Annotated in this window: 17 protein-coding genes; all 17 read right to left on the bottom strand. The window is 62.4% G+C overall.

All coding sequences use genetic code 11. From position 1 onward, the window contains the following. Nucleotides 1-1,063: 1,063 nt before the first annotated feature. On the bottom strand, nucleotides 1,064-2,452 hold the full coding sequence (locus C7450_RS08370) for a nicotinate phosphoribosyltransferase (RefSeq protein ID WP_110373984.1): 1,389 nt from the start codon (nucleotides 2,450-2,452) through the stop codon (nucleotides 1,064-1,066). Between the two features lie 55 nt (nucleotides 2,453-2,507). Then, nucleotides 2,508-3,572 carry an NUDIX domain-containing protein gene (locus tag C7450_RS08365; protein WP_110373983.1) on the bottom strand — a complete coding sequence of 355 codons (1,065 nt, stop codon included), beginning with the start codon at nucleotides 3,570-3,572 and terminating at the stop codon, nucleotides 2,508-2,510. A 222-nt stretch (nucleotides 3,573-3,794) separates the two neighbouring features. Then, entirely contained in the window at nucleotides 3,795-4,136 is a 342-nt protein-coding gene (locus tag C7450_RS08360; RefSeq protein WP_110373982.1) for a hypothetical protein, read from the bottom strand. Next, complete coding sequence (locus tag C7450_RS34880) at nucleotides 4,133-4,267, bottom strand: hypothetical protein (RefSeq protein ID WP_281064265.1); 135 nt, start codon at nucleotides 4,265-4,267, stop codon at nucleotides 4,133-4,135. Before C7450_RS34880 ends, C7450_RS08360 begins: the two co-directional genes overlap by 4 nt. A 31-nt stretch (nucleotides 4,268-4,298) precedes the next feature. Then, nucleotides 4,299-4,760 (bottom strand): hypothetical protein, encoded by a 462-nt coding sequence (locus C7450_RS08355; protein ID WP_110373981.1) that lies wholly within the window; start codon nucleotides 4,758-4,760, stop codon nucleotides 4,299-4,301. Beyond that, a complete protein-coding gene (locus tag C7450_RS08350; protein WP_110373980.1) occupies nucleotides 4,757-5,269 on the bottom strand; it encodes a lysozyme in 513 nt (170 codons plus the stop codon). The genes C7450_RS08355 and C7450_RS08350 overlap by 4 nt, the downstream gene beginning before the upstream one ends. Next, the gene (locus C7450_RS08345; protein WP_110373979.1) at nucleotides 5,266-5,490 is read right to left on the bottom strand and encodes a DUF7940 domain-containing protein; all 225 of its coding nucleotides are present in this window, start codon (nucleotides 5,488-5,490) and stop codon (nucleotides 5,266-5,268) included. The genes C7450_RS08350 and C7450_RS08345 overlap by 4 nt, the downstream gene beginning before the upstream one ends. Beyond that, complete coding sequence (locus C7450_RS34875) at nucleotides 5,487-5,612, bottom strand: hypothetical protein (protein ID WP_281064264.1); 126 nt, start codon at nucleotides 5,610-5,612, stop codon at nucleotides 5,487-5,489. Before C7450_RS34875 ends, C7450_RS08345 begins: the two co-directional genes overlap by 4 nt. Nucleotides 5,613-5,628: 16 nt before the next feature. After that, the gene (locus C7450_RS08340; protein WP_110373978.1) at nucleotides 5,629-5,940 is read right to left on the bottom strand and encodes a hypothetical protein; all 312 of its coding nucleotides are present in this window, start codon (nucleotides 5,938-5,940) and stop codon (nucleotides 5,629-5,631) included. Further along, on the bottom strand, nucleotides 5,940-8,066 hold the full coding sequence (locus tag C7450_RS08335; RefSeq protein WP_110373977.1) for a glycerophosphodiester phosphodiesterase: 2,127 nt from the start codon (nucleotides 8,064-8,066) through the stop codon (nucleotides 5,940-5,942). Before C7450_RS08335 ends, C7450_RS08340 begins: the two co-directional genes overlap by 1 nt. Continuing rightward, nucleotides 8,066-8,374, bottom strand: coding sequence for a hypothetical protein (locus C7450_RS08330; protein ID WP_110373976.1), 309 nt, complete (start codon nucleotides 8,372-8,374; stop codon nucleotides 8,066-8,068). Before C7450_RS08330 ends, C7450_RS08335 begins: the two co-directional genes overlap by 1 nt. A 109-nt stretch (nucleotides 8,375-8,483) precedes the next feature. Further along, nucleotides 8,484-9,482: a contractile injection system protein, VgrG/Pvc8 family gene (locus C7450_RS08325; RefSeq protein WP_170147142.1), complete on the bottom strand. Its 999-nt coding sequence runs from the start codon at nucleotides 9,480-9,482 to the stop codon at nucleotides 8,484-8,486. Nucleotides 9,483-9,499: 17 nt separating this feature from the next. Continuing rightward, on the bottom strand, nucleotides 9,500-9,709 hold the full coding sequence (locus C7450_RS08320) for a tail protein X (RefSeq protein WP_110373974.1): 210 nt from the start codon (nucleotides 9,707-9,709) through the stop codon (nucleotides 9,500-9,502). Beyond that, nucleotides 9,709-10,110, bottom strand: coding sequence for a phage tail protein (locus tag C7450_RS08315; protein WP_110373973.1), 402 nt, complete (start codon nucleotides 10,108-10,110; stop codon nucleotides 9,709-9,711). Before C7450_RS08315 ends, C7450_RS08320 begins: the two co-directional genes overlap by 1 nt. Beyond that, nucleotides 10,107-12,770 carry a tape measure protein gene (locus C7450_RS08310; protein ID WP_110373972.1) on the bottom strand — a complete coding sequence of 888 codons (2,664 nt, stop codon included), beginning with the start codon at nucleotides 12,768-12,770 and terminating at the stop codon, nucleotides 10,107-10,109. The genes C7450_RS08315 and C7450_RS08310 overlap by 4 nt, the downstream gene beginning before the upstream one ends. A gap of 124 nt (nucleotides 12,771-12,894) precedes the next feature. Beyond that, nucleotides 12,895-13,158 (bottom strand): phage tail assembly protein, encoded by a 264-nt coding sequence (locus tag C7450_RS08305; protein ID WP_110373971.1) that lies wholly within the window; start codon nucleotides 13,156-13,158, stop codon nucleotides 12,895-12,897. A gap of 66 nt (nucleotides 13,159-13,224) precedes the next feature. Further along, entirely contained in the window at nucleotides 13,225-13,665 is a 441-nt protein-coding gene (locus C7450_RS08300) for a hypothetical protein (RefSeq protein ID WP_110373970.1), read from the bottom strand. Between the last annotated feature and the right edge of the window lie 38 nt (nucleotides 13,666-13,703).

Here is a 13,703-nt window from a genome sequence, read left to right as displayed (position 1 = left end):
GGTACATCAAACGTATTGATCTATCAATATAGTGGAATATGACGGCTCCGGCTGCCGTCGCAAGATGCGTCACACCGCCACGACACTGACAATTGGACTGCAACCCATGGTTACATTGAGAGTGGCCACGCTTTAGATCGCAAGACCAACAGTTTTTACTGTTCAAGCCATTGACATGTGCGCTCCGGCGCCTGCCACCATGGAGGCCCGGATGGGCGCCATGATACCCGGCACGCGAGCAAACCCGACTTGAACGGAAGCGTCTGATGCCATGCGAAATCGAATTGTCTCGACGGCTTTCGAGCAGGGCGAGGCCGCGGAAGACGCACTTGCTCAAAGCCGCGGGAGAGGGAACGCCGGATTGGCCTGGCTCGTCCGGCAGCGACGTGGACGGCCCGGCATGCTTCGAGGAACGGCTGCAAGCGTCCGTTCCGCACGCTCGGCGCGCCGTCCAACGGTCAATCCCCGCTCATTCCCCTGTGGATGCCTTGCCATTGCCCCCCGCCGGACAAGCACAAGGGGCTTGCCTCCCCGATCAGCTTCATCTAGAAGGCATCGCGAGCGCGATTTCTACCGATCACGCTCGGAACTTTGGAGACGGGCCTGAAAGGCCCACGTCTCCATTCCCTTGGTGGGGGATAGTTTAACGGTAGATTATCGTTACTCCCGCATCATCCCCTTGAAATCGCTAGGAAATTTGCACTCGGGTTTTTTCAACCTGGGCGCTTTGGAGCGATAAATATCTACGTTTTCCGACGGATTGAAAAAAACTATCCGCATTCGCCTATGCCTCCCCTCAGTCTCTCGTGCTCACTGTCGGTCGTTTACGGGTCTTTGCCTCCGACCACCTCCCGCGCCAACATCCCAGCTGGGACGCTCGGCGGGTCTGGCGAAGTCACGCGGTCAGTTAGGCGTGCGCTGCATGGCTCGTCACTGTATCGGCTTCACGTCATCGTCCTGGCGGCGCGCCGGGTGGGCGGGTCGGAAACGCAAAAAAGAACCCCGCGAGTCAAACGCCTCACGGGGGTAGTACCTTGATCGTGGCCAATCTTCTTCGGGCTGCCTAGCGGAGCGCCCTACCAGTCAAAGCCGCTTCAACGCGCTCCCGAATTTGGCCAAGGGTCTCTGACCTGAGCGCCTCGCCGCTCTCCCAGACGGGCTGCAGAAGGTTGAGGCGGCTGCCGAGATCTGCGAGTTTCACTGAGGTGAGCCGCCCGTCTTCCAATATGACCGCCTGCCGGCCGGCCAACGAGCGCTTCCTAGGATCAGTCGCGGGCGACTTGAAGGTGTCCCGCCAGATCCCGTCAGCCTCCTGGATGGCGTTCGCCTTCATGGCGAAGCTGTAGGTGTCACGGCTCATGTACTGGAGCAGCTGTCCTCCCATGCCAAAGGCGATGTTGTCGGCAGAGAAGCCTGCTGCCTCCAGGTTGGCGAGGATCTGAGAGATCGAGCCTTCATTAATCCCGTCGCCCTGGATGACGCGGACGCTCGGATGCAGCACCCTGTAGCCCTTACTATTGACGCTGAAGCCGAACGTCTCTGCCAGCGCCTTGACCGTTTCGACCGGGATCACGGTTGGGTCTCCTGAATCAGGCCGAACCACGAGCGTGGCGCCGGAGGCGATCACTTCGTCACGAAGCGCCTCGCCCCAGATGTTCCGCACAGCGTTCTCGAGATCGTAGCTATCCGACACCACTGCGAAGATCGCCCCCGGTTTGCCGAACTGCCGGACCATGTTGCGGAACGCCTCCGCCTCATTTTGCTCCCCCCAGCTCGTGATCGTGGAGTGCTCGGCTGCCGGGATCGAGAACCCTGCCATGGCCTCATGATACCGACGCCTGGCGTAAATGAGCGCTTGGACCGTGTCAGTGCCTCGGAATACGGCAAGGTGGGCGCACCCGCCGAGGGCCGCGGTGGCCGGCGTGGAGACGCCCCGAGAACCGAAGTCGTGGAGCTTGAACAACTCAGCCCCAGCCGCCTCATCCGACGTGCGTTCCATATACCGCCGGATCAACTTGCGGATCTGGAATGCGCGGGTCGCCACCGTCGAGGGATACCAAACGCGCAGGATCGCCGTCTCGAGGTAGGTCGTGAGCCAGGCCATCTGGGGATCTGTATTCACGACCTGGACCATCGGCACGCCCTCGGGGACAAGCATGCCCTCCGGGAGCGCCTCAACGCGTACCGGCAGGCTTCCGCCGTGCACGTCGACGATGCGCTGGAAGCCCTCGATGTTGAGAGGCAGACCGTGCGCTTCGAGCGTGCGCATCTCGTCAACGTCGTCCTGCGTAACGCGCTGCAGGCAATCCGCTAGAAGCCCTTGAAGCCCGAAGAAGATGGTCTCGCCCTTGCGCGCTGAGATGTAAGCCGACAGGCGTCTTATGCCAGGCGGATATTGAAGGAAGTGGCTGAGCTTATAGCTGTCGGTGTCGGCGAGAATGTTATAGGTCATGATCTGATCTCCTCAGATGCGGTGCAGCTGCAAACCCCTTGCAGCTGATAGGCGTCTAGATCCCCAGCATGCGCCGGAGGATGTCGTAGTGATCGGAGTAGAAGTCCGCCGGGTCGAGATTGCCCAGCGCGTACCAGGCAGCGTGCTGGGCATCGTCTGAGCCATACACCTTCGAGAGTTCGGTGCGCTCAGGGAGCCTGAACAGGAACGCGTGTGTGACGATCCGCGCGCGCTCGTCGCGATTGGGTTGATCGAAGATCGTGGTCTTGTCGTCCTCGATGTAGGAACGCAGCACGCCTGCCGGGATCTCCCCACGAGCGTCCGAGATGCGCGTTTCTTCCTTTAGCTCGCGCACAGCGGCCTCCATGATCAGCTCGTCACAGTTCACGAACCCGCCGGGTAGCGCCAAGCGCCCTCGCCCAGGTCGCGCGCCGCGTCTGATCAGAAGGACGTGGCCTGACTGCACGACGACCGCGTCGGCCGTGACAAAGGGCCCCCGGCCCCACTGTGCGCGATAAGCGCGGACCGCCTCGACGTCTCCGACGAGCTCCGCATAGTCTGGAGACAGACGGAAATCCCTCATGAAATCGACAACGTTCTCTGGACAGTTGTCCCGCGGAAGGACGCCGACGCGGCTGAAGTAAGCCTCGCGGACGTCGGACGAGTTGAAGAGGCCGTACTGGCTCTTGGCTGCCACGCTATCCCACTCGGGGAATTTCTTCAGGTAGAAGGAGGTCCCGTCTTTGGCAAAGCCAATCAGGCCAATCCTGAAGTCCTTAGTCCCATGGACGTGGAAGCCGCCTCCATTGCCGAGATGGAGCACCTTGTCCGACACGATGCGCTGCACCTCAGCGATCCATGCATCGTCGTTGTACTGGTTGTCCGTGATGGCTTCGATGATCAGGCGGTTGTTCTCGACCTCCCATTGATAATTGCCAGCTATCATCCCCCGCCGTTCCTCATAGGTGAAGGGATTCCGCGGCGTGCGGGGGCTGTCGGCCGAGCCAACGATCACGATCACACGGTCACTGTTCTCCAGCGCGGTGTCGAGAATATGCTTGTGACCGATGTGAAAGGGCTGGAATCGCCCAATGAACACGAGGAAATCGTGTTTTCTCATCCCGAGTCTCCCTCGGATAAACGTCTCCTCGACCCCCGAGGAGACTTGACGATCCTATAGCTCTCCCGAATCGTCGGTCAAGCCACCACGAACGCAGTCCAGAGACGCAAAAAAGGCCGCCCCCATCCCGAAGGACAGGGGCGGCGAGTCTAGGGAGGAAACGCCCAAGGAGGGCTGCCCCTCGCGGGGCTACGGATGGCGGCGCGCGCTCCGCCAAAACAGTTACGGCAGCCGCGATGGCAGCCTGGTCAGGATCTCGTCCACTTTCGTCTCAACCCGCACTACACGTTCGACGGTGGCCTGTTGGCGATCTACGAGCTTATCCAGAATGGTGTCAGTCTTGGCTCGTATGTCTTTCAGCTCGGCACGAACTGCTGAATCGTAAACTTTGATGTCGGAAAGGATCTGCGCATCCGTAGCTTTGAGCGCGACGATTTGCTCATTCTGCTTGCGGTCGTTCGCCTGCATCTCGGCCCAGCCATAGATGAGCGCGCAGACCAGAGCCGCGAGGTTGATGATGTTGCCAACCCCGATCTTCAGATCCAGCCATGATGGTTTGCTCATAGCGCTCCTCCCTTCACGCCGAAGCCGGCACGAACGGCTTCGTAGCTGTCGACGGCCAATGAGCGGCGGCTTTCGCAGACCGCAAGGGCGAGGCGATGTTGGACGGCCGCAACCTTTGGATCGCGATCCATCCCCGGATCATGGCATGGCATTGCCGCCTCGCTATCGAGCGGTGGGATCGGCACGCGCCCCGATCGGGATGTCTGATTGCAGCCGGCGGCGCTGATCATCAGTGAAGCCGCAACGACAAGCCGGAGGGGCCTTGCTCGCCTCGCGGCGTAATTCGTCCTCAAGGGCATCGGCCCGCTCCTGGAGTTTGGTCGCTTCCGCGCGGGTCGCGGCGGCCTTCTCGGCCATGCCGGCTTGAATGGAGATTGAGACCTGCTGCTGCCGCTCGGCTTCAGCCTTCTCGTCTTTCAGCCGGGCGATCTCGGCCGTCAGGGCGACGGCATTGCTGCGCTCGCGCTCGACGCTGGCGCCGGTGGCATAGGCGGCGATGACCGAGGCTGCGAAGGCCGCGATGATCGCGCCCGGCCGGCCGAGAAAATTCCAGGCCGCCACGACGGCGACGATGCCGGCAACGGCCCACACCCACAGCGGCAGGAAGGAGAGAAGCCACGTCACTTCAGGCTCTCCAGGCACAGCTCGAGCTCACCCAGCCGGGTGGCATCACCGTACTCGCGCCGGTTCTTCAGCCCAGCGATGACCTTGCCGCCGGCCCGGTTGAACCAGGTCATGGCGTGGCAGGAGCCGTGGAAGTCACCAGCCCGCGCGCGCTTTGCTGCAGTCGACGAGCAAGCCGCACCGACGCCGATGTTGTAGGCTTCATCGAGCATGGCGCCTTGCCAGCCGAGCGGGGCCTTGTCGAAGCCCGGAATGCAGCGGGTGAGCGGCTTGTGGAAGTCATTCTCTAGCCGGGACAGGAGCATCGCCTTGCACTCGGCATCGGTTTTCACCATGCCAGGCTTCACATTCAACGTTTCGCCCGTGCAGATGGTCCAGACCTGCCCGAGCCTGTCCCAGTAGGCTTTGTTGACAGTGCCTTCCCACGGTTCGGTCAAATAGGTGGCTGTCATGGCGAGGAGGCCGAGCACGGCCCCCGCCGCCAGAGCCTTGCGGGCGCGAGCGCTCATTGCTTCTCTCCTGACACGGAAGTTTGCGCGACGATGCGAGCGACGAAGGCGCCGCAGACCGTCAGCGCCGACAGCCCGGCGAAGACGCCGCGATGGATGGGAAGGATCTCCTGCAGGAGCGGCAGCGCGACCTCGGCGCCCGACAGTGCGCCGGCAAGGATGAGCAGCCTGATGCTCCAGGCGTAGCGCAGGACCTCGCGCCAGTTGGCGACGAGCTTCACCGGTCTTCGCCTTCGACGACATATTTCGTGCCATAGGCCACACCAGCCCAGTCGGTCTTGTCGCGAGACGCGCAGGCGCTCACGGCTGCGGCGACGAGCGCCGCAAGCAGCAGAATTTTCATTGGCTATCTCCGGAGGTCAGTCTTCGATGGGCGCGAAGATCATTTCCGCTTCCAGAAGCGCGTAAGGCAGCTCGAGCAGATAGGCGATCATGTCAGGCACATAGGCCTGATAGTCCGGGTCATCGACGATGCGCTTCGGCGCTGCGAACTTGCCCGTCAAGGAGACGTCATCGCCGACCGCGAAGCCGACCGCATCCGGGTTCAGATTTGTTGCTGTGCCAGGATCGGCAGCGTCGATGGCGCGGGGATTGATCGAGGCGTTGGGATCGTTCATGGCCATCAGGTCGTCGCGCTGACCGGCCGTCATGATGAAGAAATGCGCGGCCATCAGGAGTTTCCGATCGCTTGCATGAAGGTGTTGAGGGCGGAAAAGAGAGCGGTCTCTTTGCCCGTGAGCGAACCGGCTACTGCGGCAAAGCTCACGCGCTGGCCCGCGAAGGTCGACGGGCTGCGACCGCCGATGCGAAACTCGCCACTTGGGCGCCCGACAGATGCGGCCGAGCCCGACGCGATCTGCACGCCGTTCTTCCACAGCCGCTCATCCGAGGCACCTCGACGCTGAATTCCGGTCAGGCCGATCGACGATGACGTTGCGGCCGAGAGCGTCGTGCCCGTGCGGTTAAGCAAGCCCTCGGCATTGCCGGAGGCATTGCGCGGCACGACGGCGCCGACAAAGCCCGTGCCCGCTCCAACGGCCGGGACGGATTCCTGCATTTCCTCGCAGGTCCACACCCAGATGGATCCATCATCGACAGCCCAGCTTCCGCCGTCCGTTGCCGGGAAAAACCCACTGCCGAGATAGCTCGTCGCCCCGTCGCCCTTCCATCCCCGATCGACGAGGAAATTCGGGGAGTTGAACGGCGTGAGCATGAACTGGGAAGGGTCCTTCCAGTTGAGGCGCGAGGCCTGATTGGCGTGAGCGCCGGGCATCCACATTGCTCTCAGGCCGTTTCCGTCCCAGAGATCCCATCGTCTCAGCGTGTCGATGAGCGTGTTGATCGCCGCGACGCGCGCGGCGCTCGGCTCGTCGGTCATGGCCTGGAACAGAAGCTGCGCGGCCGGATCGAGTGCGCCGGGCACAGGCGCGCTGACAGGCGACACGGCGAAGTTGCGCAGCATCGGCCGGGCATTCGTCACCTTGTTGATGCTGAGGTAGCCCCCGCGAAACGTCGTATCGGTCAGGACGGCCGACTGCACAACCATGTCGTCAGCATCCAGCTTCTCGCCAATGATCTGGGTGGAGTTGACGCGCACCCGGCATTTCGTCGCCGTCACGCCATCGGTGGCGAAGGCCGGGCCGTCCGTGAACACGTTGATCGTCGCCGCTTCGTTGCGGCGGTAGATCTGGATGCGGCCGTTTTGCCGGAACAGAAGGAAATAGCCTTTCTGTCCGGTGGCGCCGGTGTCCGTGTAGATCTGGTCGCGCATGGTGGCATCGGCGATCCAGACGCCGAACCAGTCCGTGCCGGCCCCCACCGCATGAAACCGCGCCTCGAAATCGATGCTGAAATCGTTGGCGTCGTCGTGGCCGTTGATCGGGCAAGCCCAGCCCTGGAGGCAGCCGGCGACGCCGACATAGTCCGGCCATCCCCACCAACCGTCTTCCGCGAATGTGCCGCGGTTCTGATACCCCAGCATGCCGGGCATCCAGCGGAGCGTTGCCCAGCCGTCACGGGTCGCGATGGGCTTGTCGCCGCTGGTGTATTCCGCATCGTCGGAATAGAGGCCGCGCACGCCAAGGGCGAGATACCGGTCCCGGTCCTTCCGCCGCTCAAGGGTATAGACCAGGACGTTGAAGCCCTGCGTGACATATTGTTGGATCAGCGCGTCTGTTTCGCTGACCGCCATCAGCACCCAGCGAAAGCCCTCGCCCCAGAGCGCGGCCATGTCGGTGGCACCCGTGGCGACGACGGCGGTGGCATATCCGGCATTGAGCGCAATGCGTGCCGTCGTGAGTTGGAAGGACGATAGGACATACTGATCCTTGCGGGCACCGATCGCGGTGAGGCGATTGACTATCGCCGTCATGGCATCGGCGTCCTTGCCCTCGATATGGAACGCGACCCTGCCGTTGAATTTGTCGATCACGTCGAAGGCAAGCGGCGGGTGAAGCGTGCCGTAATCGCCGCCAAACCAGGAAGCATAGTCGACGGTGAGCGCCTGGAAGGCGGCGGCATTCACGGCAGAGGCGTTGCCCGTCCCGTCCGTGGTCCGATCGACCGTCGCGTCGTGCATGACGCCAACGGTGCCATCCGCGAGGATGCGCCCGTCGATCTCGAGCTGCCGCAGCCCGGCGGCATAAGCCCATTCATGTGACTTGTCGGAATACTCCGGGTACATGGAGCCTGAGCAGCGATGCGCGATGATGAGCGGGGCGGATTGGTTGATCGTGGGCGACGGTCCGCTGAGCCGTCGCGACAATCCCAGCCTGAGGTCGAGCGAAAGCCCAGCCATCAGACGAGCGCTTTCACCGCGACCTTGTGCCCCTCGGGGAGGAGCACATCCATTGAGCTGTTCGCCAAAAGGACGCGACGCAGGTTCGCATTGTCGACGTTGGGGGTCGGCCCGAACGCCAACCAGCAATCGGCATCAACGGTGATGCGGACCACGTTGAATCCGCGGGACTGAGCTTTGCCTGCCGCGTTGGTGGAGACCGCCGCGGATGACGAGATGGAGAGCGCTTCGGTGACGCGCGGCACGGCATCGTGAAGCGGCGGGGCGCTGCGTACCGCAGTCCCGAACTCGATGTATGCTTTCGGCATGGGATTTTTCCGCTGGTTGGTTCGGCCTGGGCGCGTCCCTCAACACGCCCAGGCCCGCCGGCAAGCCGGCGACCCGCCGTCCCCAGGCGAGTTCTGGCAAACGGTTGGACTATTCGATGCTCTCGTCGCCGCCGGCGTCTTTGTCCGCCTTGTCTCGCGTGCACTCGACTTCCGTGCGCCAGCCAGACTGATCGAGCACCTGCTCGACCCGCTCGACAGACCATTGCCCATCAGCGTTGGGACAAATGCCCACGACGTTGAGTTTCATCTCAGCGGCGATATCGCCTCGGCCGTGGAGCGTTAGCGTGAGCGTGTTGCCCTCGGTTTCGAGTTCGCGTGCGCGAGCGCCGGCTGCACGCTCCGCCTCATCCTTGGTCGAGAAGGGATGCCGAATGAAGAAATCCGGGCCGCCGTCTCCGAACTCTTTCGTGTAGAGCTTTTCCAGGCCTGTGCCGCGATCCATATAGGTCGTCTGCACCTTCCCGAACCGGGGCCGGTCCTTCACAGCGCAGCGCAGATATATAATGTCGGTCAGCACGACCGTTGCACTGCCGAGTGACGTACCGGTGGCCCCCTGCCCCGAGCCTTTGCGCGTGAAGAGAAGTCGCCGATCCTTCACAGCCGCAACGGCACCCAGTCGCCGCGCCAGGCGAGAGAGCAAGTGCATATCCGATTCCTCGGACTGCCCCAGGTAGTCCAGCTCAACCGACGCGAGATCCTGCCCAACGGCTGGCGTCAGGCTATTGCGCTGAGCGAGCTTGTTCACAAGCGCGCCGACGGTCGTTTTCTGGTGGTCCTCGGTCCTGTGCTGCTTGATCGTTTCGCGCAGATCGGCCGATTTTCCTTCGACACTCAGGGTGAAGGGCTGCTCGCCGCCCCCTTCGATCACGCTCGACTCGACGATATACTCGCCATCGACGTCATGGCTTCCATTCCAGCCGATCGCGGCATACATCAACGCGCCGCGGCGGGGCGCGACCAACTCCCGATCCTTATTGTCGAGCAGAATCGTGACGCAGTCGCTTTCCCGCCCGCTCGCATCGGTCATCCGCAGCTCCACCAGCCGCGAGACGAAGTTCGCCGAGACGTCTGTCCCGTCGACCAGCACGAAGAATGTAGGGATCATCAGTCGTAAAGCCTGACCCGACGAACCGGTGACGGCTTGATCTCCGGGAGAGCGATGGTCACACCAGCGGGAAGGGGATGGTTGAGCCCCGCGAGACCGCGGTTAAGCTCCAAGGTCTTCTCGACAACGCGATCCCGCGTATGGCCGAATCGCCTATGGCAGATGAGGTCGACCATATCGCCCGGCTTCGTCACATAGATTTCTGCCATCACGCGGTTCCGTAGCGCGAAGAGCCCTTTACGAGCAGCAGCGAAAACTCGACACGGCGAGGCAGACCGCCCCGATTAAAGCGCGCTTCTGAGCTCTCCACGCCAAGGATGATCCAGTTGCCGAACACATCGCCCAAGTTGGAGGCGAAGCTGTAGAGCGAGCCTGCCGCCGCGCTTCCACGCAACGCTGACAGCTCGTCATACCCTGACATCCACTCGGGGAAGATGAGCCCTTGAAGAGAGAGCTCATGGTCGTCCGGCCCCAGGAACTGATAGATCGGCTGCGCGCCGATCACCTTGTTGGCGGGCCAGCGAGCGGTGATCCGGTTCTTCAGATCTTGATAATTCGCAGCAGCCAGACCGAATCGGTGGGGCCCAAGACCCATCAGAATAGTGCTCATGCGAACGATCCACCGTTCAGACCATCATTGAGCCGGCGCGTGCGCCCCTCGACTGCGGCCACGATCTTGCGCGCGATGTTGTCCGCTCCCTCCCCGCGCGCATCGACCGTGACATTGATGGTCGTGTTGTTATCGATGGACTCGCGCCTCACGGGTTCGACATTGGTCGCTGCGGGTGCCTGCCCCGGGTCGAAAGCCAACGAACTTTGTGGCCGGCTCGCGGGGGCGGGGACTGTCAGCGTCGGCGCTGCTGGGCGCTCGACCGTGAGGTTCGGCGCGGGGACCGCTGGGAGCGGGATCTTCGGCACAACCGTCTGCACGGTCGGGGGAGGCGGTTTCGGAACAACCGCTGTCACATCGGGTAGATCGACCTCCGGCGCTCTCACGGTCACGGACGGGGGCGCGATGGATAGGCTGGGAGGCTTGATCTGCGGGACCGCCATCGCCAGAGCGAGCGTAGGTGCCGGCACAGGCGCCTGGCCAAGCGTAGTCGGCAGCGCCGGAAGAGCTCCCTGTTTGCCAGGTGGTGCGTCAGAGTCCGGCGCTCCCAAGACCCGCGGCTTCGATCGAAATATCCCAGCGGGATCGTTTTGGGGGGCGGTTTTCGGCGGTTCGCTATTCGGGGTGGCCGGCGTCGCGCTGAACGTGATGTTCGAGAACACGTTTTTGATTGAGGCCGCGAGACCCTTGGCCCAATCGAGGAGCGCCGCGCCGGCTTTTTTCATACCGGTCCAAAGGCTGTTGATCAGGGCAGCACCCAGGGCGCTGAGGTCGATCGAGAAGACTGACCGGATTTGCGCGATCACGCTCGCGCCCCAGGAAGCAATTTTGGCCTCGATGGCGTCCAGCTTGCCTGACAGATCCTCGATACCGAAGAGCTGGCCCGTCCAATCCGTCATCTGGCGCACGACCGTCGCGACACTCTGGTCGATCTTCGAGAAAATCCCGGTGTCGCTCTGCCAGATAGCGGCCAGCTTCTCCCAATTGGTCACCACCGCTGCAATAGCGGTGGCGACTAGCATGAACTTGCCCGCCAGCAAGGCGAATTTCCCAAGACCCGCGAGGAGACCGCCCGCCGTGAGCGTGTTCAGAGTGGCAACGCCCTGCAACGCAGCCCCTGCCCCCAGGACGCCGAGTGCCGCAGCGAGCTTGGAGACGCCAAGAGCCATGATGACGAGACCGGCGCCCATCTGGATGCCTGAGCTCAAGATCGGGAGAGCCAGGAGCGTGACCAGCACGGCCCGCCACCCACCAACCGCGTCGACCAAGGGGCTTTTGGCGACCCGGTCGAGCATCCCGTAGAGCTGGTTGAACGCTCCATAAACCTCCATGACGACATCACGGATCTGGCGGAGCGACTTGACGATTTCGTCGGATACCGTCTGCGCCAGCTTCTGCGCACCGGTCGCCTCACTCTGATAGCCGGAAGACATGGTCCCGGAGACCATCGGAAAAGAAGACGGGCCCTGCCGAGGCTGGAATGTCGGTGTGTCCTCTGGTTTCACGTTGTCCGGCTGCCAGGGCATCTTCTTGTTGAGGCTCCATTGCGGAGCCCCGATTTGCAGCGGCGCGGTCACTTGCTTGTTGAGATCATCCCACAGGTCGAGAATACTCTGGAGCTGGCGCTTGATCTCATCGCCCACGCCCGCCTCGACGATCATCTGCTTGAAGCGGGTCCAGGTGTCCGAGAGGTTCGACAGAATCCCGCCTAGAGTGCGGGACATCTTATCCATCGAGCCGGCGAACTTGCTGTCGAAGATGTCCAACAGCGCCTTTTTGATCGCGTTCCTGTCGCTCGCTTTAACCGATCGCGTGACCTGCTTTCCAAGCGCATCCGTGAAGGTGAAGGCAACCTTGCTGCCCTCTTTGTTCGCCAGGATGCCAAATTCCTTGAGGCGCTCATTTTGCCCGGTCTGGGCGTCCGACATTGCCTCGACCGCCTGCTCATAGGTCTTGCCCATGGCGGCAGCGGTATCACCGAGGACGCGCATCGTCTTGATCGCATCCTCCATGTTGGAGACATTCACGACGCCGTAAGACGACAGGCGCACAAAAGCGTCAGTGACCTCGCCCAGCTCATAGGGAGTGCGCGCGGCGAAGTCTGACATGGCCTGGAGGGCCGTCTTGGCCTTCTCGGGCGATTTCGTGACGGCTTCCAGAACAGCGCCGTATTTCTCGAACTCGACCTGGGTATCCATGAGCTGGGTTTTGACGAACGCCACAGCACCAGCCACTTTGCCGAGATAGATCGTCGTCCCGATCGCCCCGGCTCGCAGCGCTCCACCCGCGAGCTGCCGCGTTCCCGCCGATAGCGATGTCAAGCCGCTCTTCAGCATCCGAGCCGAGATGCCGCTCTCGCGGAGAGCCTGCGCCATCCTGCGCGCTGAAGCGGTCACCCGATCGAACTGACGGGCGAGCAGCGTGAGGCCATTAAGCCCCGATTGCACGGGCGTCGCTGCGGCTTGACGCAAGGCCCGCCCGAGCTCCAATGCCGGCCGGATAGCCGCCGAGAGACGGTCTCGCAGCCGCTGCAAGGGCCCGGTGGCCTTCTGGACGCCGTTAGCGCTGTCAGTGACGCCCTTCAAGGCGTTGGCGACTTGCTTCGCCGGCTTTGTGACCTCATCGATCAGACGAATGAGGATTTCAGCGACGTTGCTCAAAAGACTCTCCGGGCGGTGATCTTCAGACGCTCTATGCCCAGCTTATGCAGACGCAGGAGCTCATCGATCGAGAGGTCTCGGACGTCCCCGAAACCGCCCCCGAACGCGAACGCGACATCGGCCATCACGTCGTCGAGGTTTCCTGGGGCAGCTGCAACAAAGGGAGGATGCTCTGGGACAACTGCAGGAAGTCTCGCCCATCGAGTTCCAGCAAGAGATCCTTGGGCCGTTCGGTGAGATCGACCAGCAGGTTCAAAACTTTCTGGGATTCCGTGACGCCGGGACGATCCATTTTGATGAGATCGCGCCCCTTCGGGCGGCGGTAGGTCAGGACGGTGATGTTCTCACCGTTGAACGTAATGGGCTCAAGGAGCGTGTAGGTTTCCATGAGGGAACTCCAAAAACGAAAAGCCCGCCGTGTGGCGGGCCTTGTGGTTGGGGACGTGGTGGACGATTACCAGGGCGCTACCATCGCGCTCGGTAGTTTTAGTCGCTCCGCGAGATCGAGAATGGCTTGGCCGGCCGCCGGCATTTTCGCCTTCCCGCCTGATGCCACGAAACCGCGGAGCTCGAAGCCATTCGCTGGGTCTAGGGCGAGCAGTTCCGCGCGTGTGAACCCGGACCAGGAAGTCCAGCTCACTGAGCCGCCAGCCGATGCGGTCCTCCGCAACTCACCCTCGCGCAAGTCTGCAAGAATGAGTGTTTCTCGGGTGCCCGATTTGAAGGAAAAGCCAAGGACATCACAGGGGCGCCGGGCAAGCTCCTGAACCAGTTTGACCTGCGCGTCAGATCCGAAGCTTGATTTAGCGCCCAACTTCCGAAAGCACGGCTCTGCCGACAGCGCCGAGCTGAGGCTGAAGAAAAAACAACCTGCCGCGACCAGATATTTGCGCATTCCTCCCCCCTCCGTTTCGTGGAGAGGATGCCGGAACG

It is taken from the genome of Chelatococcus asaccharovorans (assembly GCF_003201475.1).
GTDB lineage: Bacteria > Pseudomonadota > Alphaproteobacteria > Rhizobiales > Beijerinckiaceae > Chelatococcus > Chelatococcus asaccharovorans.
This window is presented reverse-complemented; position numbering and strand designations above follow the sequence as displayed.

Bases quoted from the DNA above. Each gene is read 5' to 3' on its own strand.
- C7450_RS34880 (WP_281064265.1), bottom strand. From the start codon at position 4,267: ATGGATCGCGATCCAAAGGTTGCGGCCGTCCAACATCGCCTCGCCCTT.
- C7450_RS08370 (WP_110373984.1), bottom strand. From the start codon at position 2,452: ATGACCTATAACATTCTCGCCGACACCGACAGCTATAAGCTCAGCCAC.
- C7450_RS34875 (WP_281064264.1), bottom strand. From the start codon at position 5,612: ATGAAAATTCTGCTGCTTGCGGCGCTCGTCGCCGCAGCCGTGAGCGCC.
- C7450_RS08365 (WP_110373983.1), bottom strand. From the start codon at position 3,572: ATGAGAAAACACGATTTCCTCGTGTTCATTGGGCGATTCCAGCCCTTT.
- C7450_RS08360 (WP_110373982.1), bottom strand. From the start codon at position 4,136: ATGAGCAAACCATCATGGCTGGATCTGAAGATCGGGGTTGGCAACATC.
- C7450_RS08305 (WP_110373971.1), bottom strand. From the start codon at position 13,158: ATGGAAACCTACACGCTCCTTGAGCCCATTACGTTCAACGGTGAGAAC.
- C7450_RS08350 (WP_110373980.1), bottom strand. From the start codon at position 5,269: ATGAGCGCTCGCGCCCGCAAGGCTCTGGCGGCGGGGGCCGTGCTCGGC.
- C7450_RS08335 (WP_110373977.1), bottom strand. From the start codon at position 8,066: ATGGCTGGGCTTTCGCTCGACCTCAGGCTGGGATTGTCGCGACGGCTC.
- C7450_RS08340 (WP_110373978.1), bottom strand. From the start codon at position 5,940: ATGGCCGCGCATTTCTTCATCATGACGGCCGGTCAGCGCGACGACCTG.
- C7450_RS08330 (WP_110373976.1), bottom strand. From the start codon at position 8,374: ATGCCGAAAGCATACATCGAGTTCGGGACTGCGGTACGCAGCGCCCCG.
- C7450_RS08300 (WP_110373970.1), bottom strand. From the start codon at position 13,665: ATGCGCAAATATCTGGTCGCGGCAGGTTGTTTTTTCTTCAGCCTCAGC.
- C7450_RS08315 (WP_110373973.1), bottom strand. From the start codon at position 10,110: ATGAGCACTATTCTGATGGGTCTTGGGCCCCACCGATTCGGTCTGGCT.
- C7450_RS08320 (WP_110373974.1), bottom strand. From the start codon at position 9,709: ATGGCAGAAATCTATGTGACGAAGCCGGGCGATATGGTCGACCTCATC.